The organism is Pseudomonas sp. GW821-FHT09E12, from assembly GCF_059416085.1.
Genome location: NZ_JBWKOM010000001.1, coordinates 1 through 20,034, shown reverse-complemented (window position 1 = coordinate 20,034; position 20,034 = coordinate 1). Strand labels below are relative to the sequence as shown.

Below are 20,034 nucleotides of genomic sequence, written 5' to 3'. Positions count from 1 at the left end.
GAAGGGTGGATGTCCTCGGTTCAATAACTGGCGGCTGGACCGTCGTTCACCAGCAACTGTTGAAACTGCTCGGAGGGGACTGCGCGAGAGATCAGGAAACCCTGCACCTGGCTACAGTCGATCTTGCGCAGCAACGCCAGCTCCTCGGCGCTTTCCACGCCTTCGGCCACCACGGTCAGGCCCAGCTGGCGACCCAGGGCAATGATGCTGGTCAGGGCCTTGGTCAGTTCTTCGCTGGCGTGGCATCCCTGGACCAGGGCGCGATCGATCTTCAGTTCGGTGAACGGGGTGGAAACCAGGTTCATGTACGAGCTGTAGCCCTTGCCGAAGTCGTCCTGGGACAGGCCGAAGCCCTTGATGCGCAAGCGGCAGGCACCGGCATAGAAGTTACTGATGTCCTGGGGCACCGAACATTCCATGAGTTCGAAACAGATCTGCCCCGGCACTCCCTGGTGTTCCATGACAAAGTCGAACAGGCGGTCCGCCAGGTCGTGGCTGTTGAGCAGATGGGTCGGCAGATTGATCGACACCGGAATGTCGTAGTCCTGCTGGCGCCAGCGAGCCTGGGCCTGGATCGCCTGGCGCAGGACCAGCCACAGCAGGTCCTCCTCGAGATCGAAGGACTTGAGGGCGGGCAGGAAGGTGTCGGGGAGCAGCATGCCCTGTGTCGGATGCATCCAGCGGACCAGGGCTTCGGCGGCGACGATGCGGCCGTTGAACAGTGATTTCTTGGGTTGGAACCAGGCTTCGAACTGCTCTTGCTCGATGGCCTGGAGCAGCGCGCTCCTACTGAGCATGGAGGCGGGCAAGGGGCGCGGCGAGCTCGGCTGCGAAATGCTCAATTGCGTGGTCAGGGTCTGCAAGGCGGCAAGGTTCACCGGTTTCGAAATCAGGCCGATGACTTTCACCCCGAGGTTCTTGGCAACCAGGCTGGCACTCATCAGCATGCGCCGCGAAGCCGAGCTCATGATCGCCAGCGCCGGCTTGGAGTGCAGGGCCGCCAGTCCCTGGATGAACTGCACGCCATCCATTCCCGGCATCAACAGGTCGGTGAGCACCAGGTCGAACTTGCGCCATTTCAAGCGTTCCAGCGCCTCTTCGCCATCCCGTGCGCCTTCCAGGTAGTAGGGGCCCAGCTCACCGAACAGATGCTGCAGGTACATGTGCTGGAAGGGATGGTCTTCAACGATCAATATGCTACAGGGCTTCATTCTTCGCTCTTTCATAGGGCGCTAGGTAATTGAACAGGGCGCGTAATGCAAAAGGTTTGACCAGGCAATGGTTCATTCCGGCCGCCAGACATTGCTCTTCTTCTCCACGCATCGCGTTGGCCGTGGCACCGATGATCGGGACCGTACAGCCACGGCGTCGCAGCTCCTTGGCCAGTTCATAGCCATTCATCATGGGCATGTTGACGTCGGTGAGGACCAGATCGAACCGCTCGGGGTTCCACATCGACAGGGCTTCCTCGCCGTTTGACGCAAGCTCCACACTGCAGCCCAGCTCTTCCAGCTGATCCCTGAGGATCAGCTGGTTGATGACGTTGTCTTCGGCCACCAGCACGTTCAGGTTCAGTTGCTTCAACGTCCAGTGTTCGTTGTGATTCTCGGCCTTGGCCACCCACAGCCCCTGGGCCTGGCTGACCGCCTGATGAATGGAACGCAGGTGGTTCAGGTTCACGTGCCAGCATCCGGCACGAACCTGCGGTTGGTTATTGCCGGTCCCGGTGGCGAGGATCAGCGGACCTGGCCAGTCGGGCTGCAGGCGTTGTTCCAGTTCGCCGGGGTGAACCTCGACCAGCAGGCAATCGCTGGTCGGGGCGATCTTCGAGGGATGGCAGAGTTGCACCCGCGCGCCCCATTGGCGCAGCCAGCCGCCGATGGATTCCGCCAGCTCGCGGACGCTGGACATCACATAGATGGTTTCCGGCAGCAGCTGCGTGGCGGGCAGGGTGACCGGCCCATCGATCGCCGCTTCCAGGGGCAGGGTGAGGGAGAAGCTGCTGCCCAGCCCCAGTTCGCTGACCATGCGCAGGCTGCCGTTCATCAATTGCGTGAGACGCTGACAGATAGGCAGGCCCAGGCCGGTGCCCGCCACCACGTTGGCGTTGCCGCCGGTTTGATAGAAGGGTTCGAAGATCAACGGCTGATGATCCTGGGCAATGCCTTTGCCGGTGTCGGAGACCTGCCACAGGATGTTGGAGCGCTCGCCATCGCGGCTCAGCAGGTTGACCCGCAGCACGATGCGCCCCAGGTCGGTGAACTTCACCGCGTTGTTGAGCAGGTTGCTGAGGATCTGCCGGATCCGGGTGACGTCGCCGATCAGTCGCTCGGGGATTTGCGGGTCCACGCAGGAATACAGCAGCAGGCCCTTGTTCGACGCCGCCGCGGAATAGCCCTGGATCAGCTCGTGGACCAGGTCCAGTGGTGAGAACTCATTGAGTTCCAGGGCCAGTTGCCCGGCCTCGATCTTGGACACGTCCAGCACATCGCAGATCAACTGCAACAGGGTCGAGGAAGAACACTCGATGGCGCGCAGGTAATCGCGCTGCTGGGTATCGAGTTGAGTGCGCGCGAGCAGCTCCAGGGTGCCCAGCACGCCATACAGCGGGGTGCGTATTTCATGGCTCATGGTGGCGAGGAACAGGGTCTTGGCTTCGTTGGCGGCATCGGCCATCTGCCGGGCTTCTTCCAGCGCGGCTTCCACCTGCTTGCGCGCGCTGATGTCGCTGAAGGCGCAGAACAACACGTCCTCACCCTTGTAGCGGGTGGGTGCGGAACTCAGGTAAAGATGGCGCCCGTCAGTGGTCTCGAAGTAGTCGAAGCGGTTCGGTTCGTGGCTCTTGAAGGCTTGCTGGATCCAGCCGGCGCAGAGTATTTCCCGTTCGACGCCATCGCCCAGCCACTGCTGCGCCAGGGTGTTTTCCAGGACCACTCGGCCATCGGTACGCCGCAGCACGCACAAGGCCACGGGCGCGGTCTGGATCACGTCGCGGCTGAACAGCTCGCTCTCGACCAGCGCCTGGATACGGCTCAGCGCAGGGGTGATGAAGCGGTGCTCGATGCGGCGGGTCAGCAGGCAGATCAGGCTGATGCTGAACAGGCAGAACGCCAGGGCGCCGGCCAGCTGCGGCCAGAGCGCGATCAGCAGGGACTGTAGGCTGAAGGAGTAGACCAGTTGCCAGTCGGAGGTCATCAGTTGCTTGCGGATCACCAGGTGATCGGGCCACCAGCCACTGCCGACAAAACCGAAGAAGTTGCTGCCTTGCAGTTGCTGCAGGGCCTGCCCCAGGCGCCCGGCCGGGGTGTTGGTGAACAGCAGCGCGCCTTCGGAGTTGAACATCATGAACTCGCCGGCGCTCTGGTCGCTGAGGGCCTTGAGCACTTCCCGCCCATCCATTTCCAGGCCCAGCCAGCCGGAGTCATTGGTGCGCTCGTCAAGCCGGGTGAAAATGTACAGCTGCGAAGTCTGCGTGGACGGGTCGGTCAGCCACAGCTCGTTGGTGTCCGGATGCTCCCCATGGTTCAGGACCTCAAGCTTCGAGAGGATGGTCCTGGGCAGGTTGGGGGAGGTCGGGTTGCTGCTGTAGAGGCGCATGACCCGGGCCTCGGGGCCAGGGCTTACATAGAGCAGGTTGACCTGCTTGGCCTTGAAGTATTCGCGCATGCGCTGGCTCAGCCAGATGCTCCACGGATCATCGATGTCGCCCAGTTGCAGGTGCAGTTCTTCGCTGGAAGGCGGATACCCCTGGACCTGCCTGGATCGGCGTACCGCGGACAGGCTGAGGCTTTCCAGCAAGGCCTCGCGGCTGGTGAAGAAGGTCTGGGCTTCGGCGATGGCGCTGCTCATGTAGCCGCGGCGCCGGGAAATATCGTTGCTGAGGGTGGAATTGAGGAAGTTGTAGACGGCGCCGAGGATGCCGACCAAAAGAATGAGTGCGAAAAGACGCAGCAACCTGCTGGCGGCTTCAGGACTGGAAAATAGGGGACTGATCTGATGAAGGTAGGTCTTTAATCTCATTGACCCACTCTAAATAAACCCTCAAAAATCCGGGATAGGACGATCCTTAAAGTCGCTGGTATTTCGCCGCTTCCAGCCTGGTCCACGACGAAAAAAACCTGGCATGGGTGCCAGGTTTTTCGGGGTGGCGCAGCTCGCGATAGCCGGCTCAGACCATCGCCAGTCGCTGCTTGCGCAGTGGCGCGGGGAAGGCCTGGTCGATGGCCGCCAGGTCTTCGTCGTGCAAGCGCAACCCGGCCGCCTCGGCATTCAGCCGGACATGCTCGGGGTGTACCGCCTTGGGAATGGCGATCACGCCGTCCTGGCGCAGGACCCAGGCCAGCAAGACCTGGGCCGTGGTCACGCCATGGCGGTCGGCGACCTGCTGCAGCGTAGGGTGGCGCAGCAGCTTGCCGGCCTGGGCGATAGGGCAGTAAGCCATGAGCGGCAAACGCTGTTGTCGCGCGGCGGGCAGCAGGTCGAATTCGATGCCGCGTTCCTCGATGTTGTACAGCACCTGGTTGGTGGCGCAGGCCGGGCTCGTCAGTTCCTCGAGGTCATCGAGGTCGAAATTGGAAACGCCCCAGCGGCCGATCTTGCCGTCTTCGCGCAGGCGCTCGAAGGCTTCCACCGTTTCCTCGAGCGGGTACTGCCCACGCCAGTGCAGCAGGTACAGGTCGATGTAGTCGGTACCCAGGCGCCGCAGGCTGCGCTCGCAGGCTTGCGGAATGCCTTTGCGGCTGGCGTTGTGTGGGTACACCTTGCTGACCAGGAACACCCGGTCGCGCTGGCCGGTGATGGCGGCACCAACCACTTCCTCCGCGCCGCCCTCGGCGTACATCTCGGCGGTGTCGATCAGGCTCATGCCCCGTTCGATACCGGCCTGCAGCGCGGCAATCTCGGCGTTGCGCTGGTGGCGCTCCTCGCCCATGCGCCAGGTACCCTGGCCAATCACCGGGACGGGCACGCCCGCCAGCTCGAGTGTTCGCATGACAATCTCCTGAAAGGGTTAGGGATCCAGAGAAGCAAAGGCGCGGTGCTCGGTCAAGGTAACGAAGGGGACGGGGGAAAATTTTTATATTCATTTAAGGAATAAAATAACTACTATTTATTCCTTTTAATATGAAAAAACACAGGGCACCTTAGAGGCCTGCACGGCGATGCGCCAGTGCCCACCCCAGACAGGAAGGCCCATCATGACCATCAAGGCAATCAATGTTCGCAACCAGTTCAAGGGCATCATCAAGGAGATCCATGAAGGCCAGGTGGTCTCGGAGATCGATGTGCAGACCGCCTCGGGCATCGTCACCTCGGTGATCACCACGCGCTCGGTGCGCGACCTGGAGTTGAAGGTCGGCAGCGAGGTCATCGCCTTCGTCAAATCCACCGAGGTGTCGATCGCCAAGCTTTGAGACCCGCGGTCCGAGCCCGCGTCATGCCCCGCACCGCGCTAGCGACCCTCGCCGAATCCTGCCACAGGGCACCGGCGAGGCTGGCAAGGGGCCTTTTCCCGAGAAAAGTCGGGCCTCTTTAGAATGATTATTTCTTTGGGTTATGGGATGCGCTGATTCGCGCATATCCATCGCAGCGGAAAACACGCTGTTGTCCTGCTCCCGTCCGCCATGAAATCCATCCGGCTGCTGAAGCGGAAAATCCCGCACGAGCGGCTGCGCTGAAGCTGTCCCGGCAGCCGCGATTGCTGTTCGATCGGCATCTTGTGCGGCGTTCGCCACTCCCTAGAATCCGCCCCATCTGCTTCGTCCAACTATCGAATCGCTTAGGGAGTTTCACCATGATGAATGCCATGCAGATGCAAATGCCGATGAACGCCAACATGCCGATGATGCCGATGATGGGCATGCCGATGATGATGGCGACCATGAGCTGCGAAATGATGGACGACGGCATGCTGTGCAAGATGATGCCGGCCGCGGGCATGGACATGGCCATGTTCAAGAACAGTGCGCAAATGATGCAGATGATGATGAACTGCGGCATGCCGATGATGATGCACTGCGCCAACATGAGCATGATGTGCATGTCCCGGGCGAGCATGGCCATGCCGATGATGGGCGCCATGATGCCAATGCCGATGATGGGCATGCCGATGCCGTCGATGAAGTGCGTGATGGAGTGCACAGTCGAAGCCGACTGCATGATGTGCAAGATCATGCCAATGGCCGGCATGAACATGGACATGATGAAAAGCTGCTGCGCCCTGATGATGAAGATGATGAACGACTGCGGCATGCCGATGATGATGAGCTGCAACGGCATGCCGATGATGTGCTGCACCTGCTGATTCCTCGCAGCGGCACCCAACAAGCCCGGCCGGGACGATCCCGCCGGGTTTTTTTTATTTCAGGCACCCACTCGAACTTCGGATTCCCCCTGGGGTTGGGCGACGGCCCTTGCTCGTTCCCGGTACTCCCGTGGCGAGCATTTGATGATGCGCTTGAAGGCATTGCTGAACGCGCTGTCGGACTCGTAGCCCAGGGCCTGGGCGATCGAGGAAATCGTCAGGTGGGTGTTGCGCAAGGACCGGGTCGCCAGTTGCATGCGCCAACGCAACACGTATTCCAGGGGCGAAAAGCCGGCGGCCTGTTTGAAACGCAGCGCCAGTGTCGAGCGCGAGACACCGGCCACTTGGGCCAGGGCCTCGACCGTCCAGCGTTGGGCAGGGCTGGAGTGAATGGCCTGGACGGCGGCACCGATACGCGGTTCGGACAGCGCCGAGAGCCAACCCGGGGTATTGCCTCCTTCCTGCTCCAGGTAAATGCGCAGTACCTGTACCAGCATGATGTGGCCCAGGTGCTGGACCATCAGGGCGCCGCCCGGGGATGGGGTGGAGAGTTCGTGCGCCAGCCGCTGCAAGGCCCAGCGCAATACGGATGCCTGGTCCGACTCGTTCTTGATCACCGCGACCGGTGGCAGGCTGTCGAACAGAAGCTCGGCTTCGTCGCCAAAGGCGAAACGCCCGCCGACCAGAAAGCAATCTTCATCACTGCCGCAGTGCGCCACGCCGTTGACGGCGTGAGGATAGATCGCCTCGGCCGCGATCGCTGGCAGCGAAAGATCGCTGCCAATCAAGAGGGGGCGCCCACGGGATAGCAGGAAACAGTCGCCAGCTTGCAGCCATATCGGCTCTGCTTCTCCTTCCACGGCCAGCCAGCAAGCCCCCCGCACAAGCACGTTGAACTTGATGCCTTCCGGCGCCGGGAAGCGCACGGCCCAGTCGCCGCCGGCTTTCAAACCACCGAAAAAGGAATGCTGGCTACTGAGCTGGGTGAGGACTTCTGATAGGGGATCCATGTGTCAAACCGGACGCTCTCGATAGAAAGTAGGACGCCATTGCATTCACGCTCCAGCTTCGGGCTCGCAGAATGAAAGCGCTTCAAATTGGCAGCTTGGTTTCCATTCGTAAAGGACATTGCAATGACCCATAGACAGACGCCTGTTCATTCCGGTTTCAGCGCAGCTTCGACGGCATCCGAGGTACTCGAAGGTCTCGATCTTTCCCGAACCACGGCCCTGGTAACGGGAGGGCATTCCGGCCTGGGCCTGGAAACCACTCGGGCGCTGGCCGGCGCCGGGGCACGGGTCATAGTGGTGGCCCGCGATCGCCAGGCGGCCCAGGCCCGGGTTGCAGGTCTCGCCAATGTCGAGGTGCATGGGCTGGACCTGGCCGACCTGGCGAGCATCAAGCATTTCTCGGAGGCGTTTCTGGCGAGCGGCACGCACCTGGACATATTGATGGGCAACGCCGGCATCATGGCTTGCCCTGAAACCCGAGTGGGACCCGGTTGGGAGGCGCAGTTCGCGACCAATCACCTGGGCCACCATGCGCTGGTCAACCGGCTCTGGCCGGCGTTGCAAGGCGGGGCCAGGGTGGTGATGGTGTCCTCCGCGGGCCATCACTCATCCGCCATTCGCTGGGATGACCCGCAGTTCGATCGGGGCTACGACAAGTGGCTTGCCTACGGCCAGTCGAAAACCGCCAACGCGCTGTTCGCCGTGCACCTGGACCGGTTGGGGCGCGAGCAGGGCGTGCGGGCGTTCTCCCTGCACCCCGGCATGATCGCCACGCCTCTGCAGCGTTACCTGCCCAAGGAAGAAATGGTCGCCCTGGGCTGGATAGACGCCGAGGGCAATCCGGCGAACCCGGCCTTCAAGAGCACTCGGCAAGGCGCCGCCACCCAGGTCTGGGCCGCGACATCGCCGAAGCTGGATGGCCTGGGTGGGTTGTATTGCGAAGACTGCGAGGTGGCCATGCTCGACGAGAGCGAGCCGGCGTCGTTCGTTGGCGTAAGGCCCCATGCCGTCGATCCGGAACAGGCCGAACGTCTTTGGCGCCTGTCGGCCGAACTGACCCGGGTGGATGCCTTCTCATGAGCAATCGTCAAGTCATCCTGGCTGCGCTTCCCCAGGGCAAGCTGGGGCCTGAACACTTCCGTATCGAGGAAGCCGCGCGTCCAGTACCGGCCGAGGGCCAGGTGCTGGTTCGCACCCTGTACGTATCGCTGGATGCCGCCAGCAGGGCCTGGATGCAGGGCGCTACCTATCGGGCAGGCCTTGAGGCCGGCGAGGTCATGGCCGGCATGGCGCTGGCAGAGGTGATCGAATCACGCTCATCGCACCTGGTGATCGGCGACCTGGTGTTTGCCGAGACGGGCTGGCAGGCCTTCGCCGCGGTTGCTGCCAACGGTCTGGTCAGGTTGCCGCGGATCGAACCACTGACGTATCTGCTCAGCATCTATGGCGTGCCGGGCCTGACGGCCTATTTCGGCCTGCTCGAATGCGGCCGGCCCAAGGCCGGTGACACCGTGGTGGTTTCCGCGGCGGCGGGGGCGGTTGGCTCGATCGCCGGGCAGATCGCCAGGCTCAAGGGCTGCCGTACGGTCGGCATTGCGGGTGGCGCCGCCAAGTGCGGCGTGCTCACCGGTGAACTGGGGTTCGATGCGGCGCTCGACTACAAGGCGGGCAACCTGCTCGACGATCTGCGCGCGGCATGCCCGGACGGGATCGATGTCTATTTCGACAATACCGGGGGCCGCATACTGGATGCCTGCCTGTCGAATATGGCGAACCATGGGCGAGTCGTCTGTTGTGGCGCCGTTTCACAATACGACGGCGGTGTAGCGGGCTCCGGATCGCTCGCGGTGCCGGGGATGGTCATTATCAAGAGCCTGACATTGCGCGGCTTCCTGCTGGCGGACTTCCTGGAGAACCGCGAGCAGGCGATGCTCGAACTCAAAGGCTGGGTCGAATCCGGCCAGTTGCGGGTGCGCGAGGATGTGCTTGAGGGGCTGGACAGTTTGCCGGCTGGGTTGATCGGTTTGCTGGGGGGAGAGAACGTCGGTAAGCGAATGGTGAAAGTCCTATGAAATCCGTTGTCACGACATCGAAGCTCGACATCGCCTGTCTCGAATGGAACCCGCAAGGCCGGCACACTGCCGTTTGGCCGTTTCCCCGGCCGTTCAATCCGTATTCGCCTTCACGCCTGGCATGACGCGCGCACGGATTCAGTCCAGGCGTTCCGGGTAGGTCACCACCAGGTAGGCCACCGCTTCGCTGTCGGCGGGGTTGCGGTAGCGGTGCGGCTGGTCGGCGTAGAACAGGATCGAGTCGCCGGTGGAGAGCAGGTAGCGTTCTTGGTTGACGCTGATTTCCAGTACGCCCTGGGACACCACCAGGTTTTCCTGGACCCCCGGCCCGTGTCCTTCGGACTGGTCTTCGCCGAGCGGGCTCAGGCGCAGTTCGTAGAATTCCGACTGGCGCGCCACGTCGAAGGGGAACAGGGCGCGGCTGACAAAGGCGCCGTTGGCGCTGACCAGGCGTTTGCTCCGGCTCGACGGCAGCACCGCCACGCCTTCGAAGGCGCGGTGTTCGAGAAAGGCCGCGACCGACACCTTCAGGCCCTTGGCGATCTTGCACAGCACCTTGATCGACGGCACGCTGCGCCCGGACTCGATCTGCGCCAGCATCGCCCGGCTGACCCCGCACTGGCGGGCCAGGGCATCCAGGGACAGATGACGCTTGCTGCGCAGGCGTTGCAGGTTCTGCGCGACCCGTTCGCTGATGGGGTCTTCTTCCTGAGTTTCCAGAGGGGTCAAATCAAGGTCGGGTTCGTCGGCGCTCGCCAGAAAGCGCGAGGGTTCCTGGGCGCTCACGCGTGGTAGGTCCTGGTCGGCCGGGCCGCCTGAACCCACTGGAACGCCTGGTAACCGGCATTGCGCGCGTACATCTCCCACATGGCCCGGGCCAGTTGCTGGGCCTGCTTGCGTTTGCGGAACTGGGCGAAGTCGATAACGTTGTCGGTCGGTTTCATAAGGCACTTCACTGTCGTGACCAATGGGCGGGATGAGGTGAGAGTACGTGGTTATTTTTATAACCATAAATACTGATTATTTATTTATTAATTCCTTTGTGTTCTTAAGTGCCGGGCCGTGGCAAAGCCCGCTCAAATCACATGGGCCTTGTGCAATTCGGTCAGGGCCAACGCCTTGAGGCGTGCCAGCAGCGGGTCGCGGCGGTCCCGCGGGTGGCTCAGTTGCACCGCCAGTTCCTGGCGAATACGGCTGGGGCGGTTGTCCATCACCAGCACCCGGTCGCTCAGGTACAGCGCCTCGTCGACATCGTGGGTCACCAGCAGCAGGGCGATGGCGTGACGCTCGGCCAGTTGCAGCAGCAGGTCCTGCAGTTTCATCCGGGTAAAGGCGTCCACTGCGCTGAAGGGCTCGTCGAGCAACAGCACCTGCGGCCGCGAGTACAGGCCGCGGGCGATCGCCACCCGCTGCGCCATGCCGCCGGACAGCGCCTTGGGCAGGGCCTGGGCAAAATCCGCGAGGCCGACTTCGTCGATCAGTTGCGCGACCCAGGCCCGGTCGTAATGCTCGTCGTCGCCAAAGCCGATGTTCTGTTCCACCGTCAGCCAGGGCATCAGCCGCGGTTCCTGGAAGACAAAGGCCAGGCGTTCGGTGTGGCTCAGCAGTTGCCCCTGAAAGTCCTTCTCCAGGCCGGCGACGATGCGCAGCAGGGTGCTTTTGCCGCAGCCGCTGGGGCCCAGCAGGCTCACGGTTTCCCGCGGCTGCAGTTGCAGGTGGATATCGTCGAGGACGGTGGTGGCGGCGAAGGTCTTGCGCTCCACGTGGATGTACAGCAGGGCTTGGGTCATGGCTCGATCCTCTGTGCGTTAGTCGTTGCCGCCTTGGCCATTGAAGGTGTCGCGCCAGGCCAGGCAGCGTTTTTCCAGGCCGGCGAGGAGGCCGTCGCTGAGCTTGCCCAGCACGGCGAGGACGATGATCGCCGCCAGCACGATGTCCGGCCGCGAGGTTTCCCGGCCGTCGCTGAGCAGATAACCCAGGCCCTTGGTGGCGGCGATCAGTTCGGCGGCCACCAGGAACATCCAGGCCAGGCTCATGCCGCTGCGCAGGCCGGTGAACAGACCGGGCAGGGCGGCCGGCAGGAGAATCCGCCGCACTAGCCGGCGCCGGCCGAAACCGTACATGTGGCCGACCTCCACCAGCTTGCGGTCGATATCGCGAATCGCCGCCACGCCATTGAGGTACACCGGGAAGAAGGCGCCGATGGCGATCAGCACCACCTTCGAAGTTTCGTCGATGCCCAGCCACAGCAGGAGCAACGGCACCCAGGCCAGGCTGGGGATCGAACGCAGGCCGGCGAAGGTCGGCTCCAGGTAGGCTTCGGCCTCCCGGCTCAGGCCGACCCAGGCGGCGAAGACCAGCGCCAGGCCGGCGCCGATGGCAAAGCCCAGCAGCACCCGCAGCAGGCTGGCGCCAATGTGTTTCCACAGCGCGCTTTCGGCCAGGTCGCCGAGGGTCAGGGCGATCTCGCTGGGGGCCGGCATCTGGTACGACGGCAGCCAGCCGATGCGCACCACGAACTCCAGCAGCAGGATGATCACTACCGGCAGGGCCAGGCCCTTGAGGCGCAGGCGCCAGCGGGCGGGGTTGAAGCCTGGGAGCTTGCCCGGCGCGGACAGGGCCAGGCGGGTCGAGAGGTCGTTGCTGTCGCTGCTCATGGCGATTCTCCAGCAACACCGAATCCGCGCCAGGCGCGGACTCGGTCGTCGCCTGGGCGGTGGGTTATTGACGGGCCACGGCCTGCTTGACGTCGGTGTCGAGCAGTTGGTCGATCACCTGGTCCACGTTGACCCCGCGGCGTACCAGTTCCTCGGACACCAGGATCGGCGCGGCGGCCTTGGAGGCCAGCACATCCTCGGCGCTCAACCGCGGGTTGCCGAGGTCGGTGCGCGACAGTTGCAGCCGGGCCACTTCCAGCGGCAGGCCGGATTCGTCGGCCAGCAGTTTGGCCAGCTCGTCCGGGTGCTTGACCGACCATTCGCGGGCTTGCTCATAGGCGGCGAGCACGCTGGCGATGGTCTGCGGATGCTCCTTGGCGTACTGCTCGGTGACGCTGAGCACGCCGTAGCTGTTGAAAGCAGTGTTGCGGTACAGCAGGCGCGACCCGGCCTGTACTTCGCTGGCCGCCATATGCGGATCGAGGCCGGCCCAGGCGTCGACGTCGCCTTTCTCCAGGGCGGTGCGACCGTCCGGGTGCTGCAGGTGCACCAGTTCCACATCGTCTTTTTTCAGCCCGGCCTGTTGCAGGCTGCGCAGGGTGAACAGGTAGGGATCGGTGCCCTTGGTGGCGGCGATCTTCTTGCCCTTGAGGTCGGCGACGGTCTGGTACGGCGAATCCTTGCGCACCACCAGGGCGGTCCACTCGGCGCGGCTGTAGACATACACCGACTTGATCGGGCTGCCGTTGGCCCGGCTCAGCACCGCCGCCAGGCTGGCGGAGGAGGCGAAGTCGACGCCGCCGCTGTTGAGGTATTCCAGGGAGCGGTTGCTGCCCTGGCTGAGGACCCAGCCGACCTTGGTCTGGGGCAGGGCCTTTTCGAGAAAGCCGAAGTGCTTGAGCACCAGGCTGACCGGCGAGTAATAGGCGTAGTCCAGGTGCACTTCGGCCGGCGGGTTTTCCGCGGCCTGGGCCAGGGGTTGCAGGCTCGAACTCAGGAACAGTGCAAGGGCGCAGGCGCTGAACAGGTATCTGGCGCGGGCCAGGGGGAAGCGCAAGACGGGTTTCATGGATGGCTCCGGACAAGGCGGCGAGAGGGCAATGTTGTTATTTCCGCTCCTTATTTCAAAAGTCGCGGAAGGCAGGAATAAATCCTGTCGGAAAGGAATATTGCAGGCTCTATGCCATAGCTGGGGAAGGGCGGTTGCAAGGTGTTCCAACAGGAAAAAAGCCTCTGGCGATGTTGCCTGGCCGACAGTCTGTTGCCGCGCTGTTTCTCCGCCAACAGCCCCGGTTGCGGATGCCAGAGCGGCTATGAGCTTATGCATTAACAGAATTTCAAAATCGGATTCTAAGAGCGTTATGTTCTAGAAAATCCGCTTTTCCAATCATCCAGGAATTTCCCATGACGCTCTCCCGACGCTTGCGCCGTCTGCTCTTCAGCACCCTGTTCGCGGCGCCCCTGGCCCAGGCCGCCGAGCCGCTGGTGCTGCATGTCGGCGACCAGAACTACTACAACGTGCGAGCCTCGGTGGAGGCCTCGGGAGTGCTCGAAGGCGCGCCCTACCAGGTCGACTGGAAACACTTCCAGGCCGCTGCGCCCCTGGCAGAAGCGCTGAACACAGGCGCCCTGGACCTGGGCTTTCTCGGCGATTCGGGCTTTCTGTTCCTCGCCGCGAAACAGGCGCCGGTGAAGCTGATCGGCGTCTCGCGGCAGAACCCGGACACCATCGCCTTGCTGGTGCCCAAGGACTCGCCGGTGCAGACCATCGCCGACCTCAAGGGCAAGAAGGTCGCCTACTGGCCCGGCGCCTGGAGCCAGCAACTGACCCTGCGCGCCCTGGAGCAGGCTGGCCTGCCGGAGGACCATGTCGAGTTCATCAAGCTGATGCCGATCGACGCTGCCGCGGCCTTGCCCCAGGGCAGCATCGACGCCTTCCCGGTGTGGGAACCCTATATCTCGCAGCAGATCCTGTTCTCCGGCGCGCGGCCGATCCTCACCGCGAAGAACCTGATGCCCGGTCTCAGCGCCATCGCCGCCTCGACCCCGGCCATCGACAGCAAGCGTGAAGCCATCGCCGACTTCCTCGGCCGCCTGAAGCTGGCCCGTGCCTGGGTCGACAGCCACACCGACCAGTACGCCGACCTGTGGGCGAAAAAGGCCAACCTCGACCCGAACGTCTCGCGCCATTGGTTGCGCCAGGCGCACATGAGCGTCGGCCCGGTGGACCCGCAGGCCGCCGCCGACCTGCAAAGCACCGCGGACTTCCTGTTCAAGGTCAAGGCGCTGCCGGCGCCGCTGGCCACTGCCACGGTGGTCGACCGCTCCTTTACCCAGGCGCTGAGCCAGTGAAGGCGAAGTTCGTCTGTAAAACGCAGAAACCAGGGAAAGCCCCTGGTTTCTGGTGACACACGTCCAAGAGCAACCTATAAAGCGATGAGGTCGTCAATCGGATACCCGTAGCCGGCCTATTCGGAGTTTCCCTAGACAGGATATGGCCGGGTTGACCTTCTCGGAGCTTCCCTTACTGCAGGAAGGGCACGGCCAAAGCATCTGGTATCAATGCAATCGCCGCTACAGGGCTGCCAGAAAACTGAGGGTTCGGGCTTGTGACTTGCGTTGGAGCGCTCCAGGTGTGTCCATCGGACGAAGTTATATAATAGAACTGCCCGGAGTTGGTGCCGGCACCTTGGTACGAAACGTAAATCTGGTTACCAACAGTTGCCACGGATGGCGATTGAGCAATGCTCACTCCAGGAGTTTTGATGGGTGAAGACCAACTTTGTGAGTTGGACGGATTAGTCGAGGTTACATACCAAAGCGCACCGTCATTGCTGCCGCCTTGATAGAAGATATAAAGAGGGCCTGAAGAGCCGCAAGACCACGCGCTCGGACGCAGTCGGGGCGGCCTGATGACCAAGATTCACATGCTGTGCGATGCCAATGGCGTGCCTTTGCACTTCCTACTTTCAGGCGGGCAGGTCAGCGATATCGCGTATGCCCAGCCGCTGCTGGATGAGGCTTGCATTTCAAGCCTGCGCGGCCGTCCCTGCACGCTGTCGATGGCTGCTGGCTGACAAGGGTTATGACGCATTGGCCTTGCGCCGTTACTGCGATCGTTATCGGATGCAGCCAGTGATCCCGTTGCGAAGCATGAAGCGAAAGCCTCGACCGGGTTTGCCCAGGTTGTTTGATCGGCCCAAATACCGGCGGCGCAATATTATCGAGCGTATGTTCGGATGGCTGAAGGAGCCCTAACTGCTCGGCTTTGTACTGTTGTCCCCAGCACCGAACGGCCGTATCACCAATATCAAGATCACGACAAACCTGTGAAACGCCCAGGCCCTTGTCCTTGATCATCCTCATGACTTCCAGCTTGAAGCTGTCGTTGAATGTTCTGCGTTTGTCGGTCATGAAAAACGCCTCGATAGATGCATTCTCTATCTATCGAGGAGTTCTGTTTCATCAAGGCGCTGGAAACAGGTTTGGTCCAAAAATATCCTTGTCATCAACGGGGCCTTGGCCCTTGAGGTTCGTCATCACTGGAGGGATCAAGGACTGAACCTGAGTCGACAGGATATTCCAAACGGAGAGTCCGGTCGCCGCTTGCAGGTACCCAGCTTGTTGGACACCAGACCAGCTAGATCCGTTAGAGGAGGTAACGTACAGAAGTTGCCCATCCGGCTGGCTATTACGACCAACGCCCTGGAAGAAGACGTAAAGCTGGTTGTTGTAAACGATCGCCGCCGGACTCGAACTCGCTATCTCGTTTGAGCCCGAACTGGGAATAATATAATTAATGCCTGGGCTGTAGCTGCTGCCATTAAATATGACATAGCTGAGCGTATTGTTCGGTGACGCGAAGAAGCAATAGATGTTGTTGTTAAACACCACCGCAGAAGGTGACTGGTTAGCCATCAGCCCCATAGCTTGCCCTGTGGCCCCGTTCACAAGTTGCTTGTCGCCGGACCAGGTCAGTGGGCCGGCAGGGTTGCAGGGCGCGCTGTTGCACCAAAGCTGACTGTCAGTGCCGGATGAGGTGCCACTGGTGCCCGTGTGGAAGAGGTAGATCGTGTTATTAAACACGACGGCCGATGGGGAATCCCAAATGCCCGTACCGGGGACCTTGTACAGGGTGCTCCAACTGCTTCCGTCGGCAGACCACAGGTAGTAGGGGACATCTGCCTCTTTCGATGCGGGCATGAATACATAGAGGAGGTTGTCCGAGACCAACAGATTCGGACACCACGACAGAATGGCATTCTGACCGGAGTAATAGGTTGAGGAGACGGCGGGGACCACCTGGTGTTGCGTGCTCCAGCTGAGTTGGCCGTTGTAGGCTACGTAGCACAGCTCGCCGTTATTGCCAGGGCCCTCATACAAGACCCAAAGGGCGTAGTTGTTGAGTAGGACCGCCGCCGGCGATCCGGACATGGAGCCAGTGGGCATCACCTCAAGGGTTGAGCTCCAAGTACTTCCGTTAAGCACGGAGTAGTCGAGCCCGCCACTATTAGCCGAGGTCTGGTAAAAGACATAAAGCTCACCTGCATAGACCGCGGCTGACGGCGAAGCGGAGATGACGGGATAGTCTGGTATAGGGGCGTCAGGAGTCCAACTGCTCCCATCGAATATATTGTAATACACCCCCCAGTCATCTCCGCCCTGGTAGAAGAGATAGAGCTGATTGTTGTACACGACGGCAGACGGTGAAGCCTCCCCTCCACCAATGGACGGTTGGACCTGCCCGCCCCACGTCGACCCGTCACTGCAGGTGTTGTAGCACCAACTTACGCCAACACCCTGATAGAAGACGTACAGTACATTGTTGAAAACCACCGCGGACGGCGAGTTTTCCATCAGTACTTCGCCCGCAGAGTTTATCCAGACTGGCGAGGCCCAACTGCTCGTGCTCGGATTGTAGGTCACGTAGCAGAGCTGCCCGTTATTGCTGGCCCCCTGGTAGAAAACGTAGATCTCGTTATTGAACACGACCGCGGACGGTGTCCCGGAGAGCATGACACCGGGGATCTGGGTTTCAGGCAACCAGGTGGCCGCCCCACCGGCGTTGCCGTTACACCACAGTTGACCACCTTGATTGTAGAAGCTGTAGATCACATTGCCGAAGTTCACCGCACACGGCGATGCCGACAGTACCTGCGGATTCACTTGGGTAGCACCGCTCCAGCTGGTGCTGTTCATCACGTTGAACCAGAGCTGGCCACTAGCACCGCCCCCTTGGTGCAGGATATAGAGATTGTCGTTGCACACAGCGACCGCGGGTGCATAGGTAATGGGCGCGGCTGCCGTCCCTGGCCCATTCATGACCGGGGGGGTCGCAGGTACTATATCGACGTAGCCCTCAAGCGAGGTACCCCCGGAGCTTGTCAACGATGCGATGTAAGTGCAGCCATCGGGTTGACCATTTGCTTCGCCTTGGTAGCAGACAAGGATCTGATTGCCGCAGAAGACGGCCGATGGTGAGTACGAGAGGTTGACCCAAGAAACCTGGGTGTCGCCAGACCAAGTGCCAGCGCTCGACAGGCAGTCGTAGAAAAGGTCATTGTCGGGTTGTCCGCCTCCTTCGCCCTGGTGGAAGACGTAGAGCTGATTGTTGTAGACGACAGGCGCCGGCGAGTATGCAATTCCAACGCCGGGGACTTGTTGGCTGCCGGACCAGGCTCCTGCAGTCGACAGACAGTCATAGTACAGCCCGCTATTGCCCTGCCCACCCGCGCCGCCTTGGTAAAAGACGTAGAGCTGCTTATTGAAAACAACTGCCGAAGGTGAGTACGACAGGCTAACGTTGGCTACCTGAATCGGGGGCGAACAGGTTCCCGTGGCGGTATCGAAGATCACATACCAAAGCTGTCCGGAGACGGTGTTATCGGCGGTCTGGTAAAAGATGTAGAGCTGGGCCGAGGTGGCCCCGCTCGGTGTGAACATGACGGTCGAGGGGGTGTACATGAGGCCGATGGTGTTGAGCTGGGTGGCCGATGACGACCACCCGACAAGGTAGGGCGATGTCCACGCATTGGTGCTGGTACAGGTGGTATAGCAGAGCTGCCCCTCCTGCTGGAAGAAGGAGTAAAGCAGCGTGTCGGAGACGGCGACCACAGAAGGTGACGCGGACAGGCTAATCGGGCTTGCGGTGCTTGGCGAAGACCAGGTCGATTGGACAGTGCCAACACTTTGGTAAAGGTAGCCGCTTTGCCACGAGCCCTGATACATGCAATACAGCTGATTGTTGAATTCCGTGGCGCTCGGGCTGCACGACATTTGGGCGCCACTCAGCGTCGTAGTTGGCATCCAGTTGCTGCTATCACTTCCACTATATTGCAGTTGTCCATTTGATCCTGGGCCTTGCCAGAAGCAATACAGTTCATCGTTGAAAATGACGGGGGCGGGGGAGTTTGAGATCCTTATCGGGGCCATTTGGGTGTCGCCGACCCAACTGCTGCCATTGAAAGCGTTGACATAGATATTCCGAGAGTTTCCAGAGCCCTGATGGAGCACAAGCAGTTCACCGTCGTACACGATGGCGCATGGCTCGGCACTAATGCCCCCACTGCTGTCGGTGTTATTGGAGCTGCTCCAGTTTCCGTTATACGTGCTGTACCACAGTTGCCCATCGTTACCACTGCCCTGGTACAGGACATACAGCTCGCCGTTGTACACCGCGGCGGCCGGCGAAACAGACATACCAACGCCCGCTACCTGCTTGTCGGCCGCCCAGCTGGCGCCATTGAACACGCTGTAACACAGTTGTCCATTATTACCCCCGCCCTGGTGGAACACGTAGAGCTGGTAGTTGAACACGACGGCGCATGGCGAACAGGAAATACCCACATTATCAACCTGAATGGCGTCAGACCAGGTTGTTCCATTGAACACACTGTAATAGAGCCCGGTGGTGGTGCTCCCGAGAGGCGTGCCCTGGTAGAAGACATACAACAGATCGTTGAACACGACTGCGGAGGGCCCGAACTCTGGGGTGAATCTGGTGGGTTCTGGTGTATCGGTGAGGCAGAGGCCAGACTGAACCAACGTCGTGCTTGCGGACCAGCCGCTCCCACTGCAGGTAGAATACTGGAGTATTCCCCCGCTCTGGGTGAAAACATAACTCACGTTGTTGTAGTTGACGGCTGACGGGGCATCCGTTATCGCGTTAGCCAACTCTAGGCCCTCCATTGCTGGGCCAATACCCCATGTTTTAGCGGCATCCGTGCCTTCGGATTTCACGATGCCAAAACTAATTTTCCCTGCTGTCACTGCCGCACTTTCACCACCATCAATAAATACGAAACCCAGGTCTGCGGCCACCATTTCCGCCACAGTGACTGTCGCCGTGATACCAAATGCCATGATATTTCTCCTTGTTTTCGCAAGAGCCAATGGACTTTGCGTCACCCGTCCGTGGCCGTCATAATGTTGCTTCGGCAATCTAGCGTGCAGGCGAAAAGATCAAAGTGTTACATCACCTTCAATCACAGAGCCTGCCTACCATGATCCGTACGCCTACTTCTGGGGTGTACTTACCGTGCCCACTCGTTACAACTCTCTTTCCGCATGATTGATGCGGTCCTCGACGAACACCGTTCAGAGGTCGATGAAGAAGCCCATGTCCAATGCACTAATAATGCGAGGGCGTGCAGCCGTCTGAGCCCCAGTACACAGAGGCCACTTATCTGCAGTGCTGCGAATAAGCAGTGGCCAGCCGTATGTCGTATTGATTCTTTGCGTAATCGGGTCCGTTGTAGGCAGCTGCAAAAACGGCCCAGTCCTTCGTCCTCAACGCGTCGCGGAACGGAGGCCGATCGATGAACTGCACGAATGCCGCCAGCTGTTCATCTGCTCCTGCACGATGTGCTTCGGCGAAGTCGCGCACTGTCGAAAAGCCGCATGTGGGATAGTTGAAGCCTGAATCGCCCCGGGTTTCGTAGACACCTCTTTGCCTTAAACTGAGGCCAATCAGGAGGTGCCATGAGCAACCCGCG

Annotated in this window: 16 protein-coding genes and 2 pseudogenes; 6 read left to right on the top strand and 12 right to left on the bottom strand. The window is 61.1% G+C overall.

The window, feature by feature from the left end:
* Positions 1 to 20: 20 nt before the first annotated feature.
* From pvrR to AC07PQ_RS00080, 3 genes are all read right to left on the bottom strand, one after another.
* A complete protein-coding gene (pvrR, locus tag AC07PQ_RS00090; protein ID WP_495072383.1) occupies positions 21 to 1,163 on the bottom strand; it encodes a response regulator cyclic di-GMP phosphodiesterase PvrR in 1,143 nt (380 codons plus the stop codon).
* A 34-nt stretch (positions 1,164 to 1,197) separates the two neighbouring features.
* Complete coding sequence (locus AC07PQ_RS00085) at positions 1,198 to 4,020, bottom strand: response regulator (protein ID WP_493184839.1); 2,823 nt, start codon at positions 4,018 to 4,020, stop codon at positions 1,198 to 1,200.
* A gap of 148 nt (positions 4,021 to 4,168) precedes the next feature.
* The gene (locus AC07PQ_RS00080; RefSeq protein ID WP_007929086.1) at positions 4,169 to 4,990 is read right to left on the bottom strand and encodes an aldo/keto reductase; all 822 of its coding nucleotides are present in this window, start codon (positions 4,988 to 4,990) and stop codon (positions 4,169 to 4,171) included.
* Positions 4,991 to 5,195: 205 nt separating this feature from the next.
* Between AC07PQ_RS00080 and AC07PQ_RS00075 the strand changes: the two genes are divergently transcribed.
* Complete coding sequence (locus AC07PQ_RS00075) at positions 5,196 to 5,411, top strand: TOBE domain-containing protein (RefSeq protein ID WP_009044054.1); 216 nt, start codon at positions 5,196 to 5,198, stop codon at positions 5,409 to 5,411.
* 380 nt (positions 5,412 to 5,791) lie between these two features.
* On the top strand, positions 5,792 to 6,301 hold the full coding sequence (locus AC07PQ_RS00070) for a hypothetical protein (RefSeq protein ID WP_492571343.1): 510 nt from the start codon (positions 5,792 to 5,794) through the stop codon (positions 6,299 to 6,301).
* Positions 6,302 to 6,360: 59 nt separating this feature from the next.
* Here the strand turns inward: AC07PQ_RS00070 and AC07PQ_RS00065 are convergent, their stop codons facing one another.
* Positions 6,361 to 7,311 carry an AraC family transcriptional regulator gene (locus AC07PQ_RS00065; RefSeq protein ID WP_493184840.1) on the bottom strand — a complete coding sequence of 317 codons (951 nt, stop codon included), beginning with the start codon at positions 7,309 to 7,311 and terminating at the stop codon, positions 6,361 to 6,363.
* 123 nt (positions 7,312 to 7,434) lie between these two features.
* On the opposite strand from AC07PQ_RS00065, the gene AC07PQ_RS00060 reads away from it, so the two are divergent.
* Together AC07PQ_RS00060 and AC07PQ_RS00055 are read left to right on the top strand one after the other, a co-directional pair.
* Positions 7,435 to 8,391, top strand: coding sequence for an SDR family NAD(P)-dependent oxidoreductase (locus AC07PQ_RS00060; protein WP_493184841.1), 957 nt, complete (start codon positions 7,435 to 7,437; stop codon positions 8,389 to 8,391).
* Positions 8,388 to 9,383, top strand: coding sequence for an NADP-dependent oxidoreductase (locus AC07PQ_RS00055; RefSeq protein WP_007929072.1), 996 nt, complete (start codon positions 8,388 to 8,390; stop codon positions 9,381 to 9,383). The genes AC07PQ_RS00060 and AC07PQ_RS00055 overlap by 4 nt, the downstream gene beginning before the upstream one ends.
* Before the next feature lie 138 nt (positions 9,384 to 9,521).
* On the opposite strand, the gene AC07PQ_RS00050 is transcribed toward AC07PQ_RS00055, so the two are convergent.
* The 5 genes from AC07PQ_RS00050 to AC07PQ_RS00030 all read right to left on the bottom strand — a co-directional run bounded on the left by AC07PQ_RS00050 (position 9,522) and on the right by AC07PQ_RS00030 (position 13,109).
* Positions 9,522 to 10,112: a helix-turn-helix domain-containing protein gene (locus tag AC07PQ_RS00050; RefSeq protein ID WP_371860905.1), complete on the bottom strand. Its 591-nt coding sequence runs from the start codon at positions 10,110 to 10,112 to the stop codon at positions 9,522 to 9,524.
* A 53-nt stretch (positions 10,113 to 10,165) separates the two neighbouring features.
* Positions 10,166 to 10,327, bottom strand: coding sequence for a hypothetical protein (locus AC07PQ_RS00045; RefSeq protein WP_007929067.1), 162 nt, complete (start codon positions 10,325 to 10,327; stop codon positions 10,166 to 10,168).
* Between the two features lie 132 nt (positions 10,328 to 10,459).
* Positions 10,460 to 11,173, bottom strand: a complete 714-nt coding sequence (locus AC07PQ_RS00040; RefSeq protein ID WP_493184842.1) for an ABC transporter ATP-binding protein — start codon at positions 11,171 to 11,173, stop codon at positions 10,460 to 10,462.
* 18 nt (positions 11,174 to 11,191) lie between these two features.
* Positions 11,192 to 12,040: an ABC transporter permease gene (locus AC07PQ_RS00035; protein WP_007929056.1), complete on the bottom strand. Its 849-nt coding sequence runs from the start codon at positions 12,038 to 12,040 to the stop codon at positions 11,192 to 11,194.
* 64 nt (positions 12,041 to 12,104) lie between these two features.
* Entirely contained in the window at positions 12,105 to 13,109 is a 1,005-nt protein-coding gene (locus tag AC07PQ_RS00030) for an aliphatic sulfonate ABC transporter substrate-binding protein (protein ID WP_493184843.1), read from the bottom strand.
* Between the two features lie 335 nt (positions 13,110 to 13,444).
* On the opposite strand from AC07PQ_RS00030, the gene AC07PQ_RS00025 reads away from it, so the two are divergent.
* Positions 13,445 to 14,392: an ABC transporter substrate-binding protein gene (locus AC07PQ_RS00025; RefSeq protein WP_007929051.1), complete on the top strand. Its 948-nt coding sequence runs from the start codon at positions 13,445 to 13,447 to the stop codon at positions 14,390 to 14,392.
* Between the two features lie 509 nt (positions 14,393 to 14,901).
* Positions 14,902 to 15,292, top strand: a pseudogene (locus AC07PQ_RS00020) (IS5 family transposase); the annotation flags it as partial.
* Positions 15,293 to 15,352: 60 nt separating this feature from the next.
* Here AC07PQ_RS00020 and AC07PQ_RS00015 read toward each other — a convergent pair.
* The 3 genes and pseudogenes from AC07PQ_RS00015 to AC07PQ_RS00005 form a co-directional block, all read right to left on the bottom strand.
* Positions 15,353 to 15,400, bottom strand: a pseudogene (locus AC07PQ_RS00015) (hypothetical protein); the annotation flags it as partial.
* Positions 15,401 to 15,505: 105 nt separating this feature from the next.
* On the bottom strand, positions 15,506 to 19,402 hold the full coding sequence (locus AC07PQ_RS00010) for a hypothetical protein (protein ID WP_493184844.1): 3,897 nt from the start codon (positions 19,400 to 19,402) through the stop codon (positions 15,506 to 15,508).
* 319 nt (positions 19,403 to 19,721) lie between these two features.
* Positions 19,722 to 20,034 (bottom strand): N-acetylmuramidase domain-containing protein (locus tag AC07PQ_RS00005; protein WP_493184845.1); only part of this gene is annotated, 313 nt, incomplete at its 5' end.

Coding starts and splice junctions, on each gene's coding strand:
- pvrR (WP_495072383.1), bottom strand. CDS start 1,163: ATGTACCTGCAGCATCTGTTCGGTGAGCTGGGCCCCTACTACCTGGAA.
- AC07PQ_RS00055 (WP_007929072.1), top strand. CDS start 8,388: ATGAGCAATCGTCAAGTCATCCTGGCTGCGCTTCCCCAGGGCAAGCTG.
- AC07PQ_RS00065 (WP_493184840.1), bottom strand. CDS start 7,311: ATGGATCCCCTATCAGAAGTCCTCACCCAGCTCAGTAGCCAGCATTCC.
- AC07PQ_RS00035 (WP_007929056.1), bottom strand. CDS start 12,040: ATGAGCAGCGACAGCAACGACCTCTCGACCCGCCTGGCCCTGTCCGCG.
- AC07PQ_RS00080 (WP_007929086.1), bottom strand. CDS start 4,990: ATGCGAACACTCGAGCTGGCGGGCGTGCCCGTCCCGGTGATTGGCCAG.
- AC07PQ_RS00040 (WP_493184842.1), bottom strand. CDS start 11,173: ATGACCCAAGCCCTGCTGTACATCCACGTGGAGCGCAAGACCTTCGCC.
- AC07PQ_RS00075 (WP_009044054.1), top strand. CDS start 5,196: ATGACCATCAAGGCAATCAATGTTCGCAACCAGTTCAAGGGCATCATC.
- AC07PQ_RS00010 (WP_493184844.1), bottom strand. CDS start 19,402: ATGGCATTTGGTATCACGGCGACAGTCACTGTGGCGGAAATGGTGGCC.
- AC07PQ_RS00030 (WP_493184843.1), bottom strand. CDS start 13,109: ATGAAACCCGTCTTGCGCTTCCCCCTGGCCCGCGCCAGATACCTGTTC.
- AC07PQ_RS00085 (WP_493184839.1), bottom strand. CDS start 4,020: ATGAGATTAAAGACCTACCTTCATCAGATCAGTCCCCTATTTTCCAGT.
- AC07PQ_RS00060 (WP_493184841.1), top strand. CDS start 7,435: ATGACCCATAGACAGACGCCTGTTCATTCCGGTTTCAGCGCAGCTTCG.
- AC07PQ_RS00070 (WP_492571343.1), top strand. CDS start 5,792: ATGATGAATGCCATGCAGATGCAAATGCCGATGAACGCCAACATGCCG.
- AC07PQ_RS00045 (WP_007929067.1), bottom strand. CDS start 10,327: ATGAAACCGACCGACAACGTTATCGACTTCGCCCAGTTCCGCAAACGC.
- AC07PQ_RS00025 (WP_007929051.1), top strand. CDS start 13,445: ATGACGCTCTCCCGACGCTTGCGCCGTCTGCTCTTCAGCACCCTGTTC.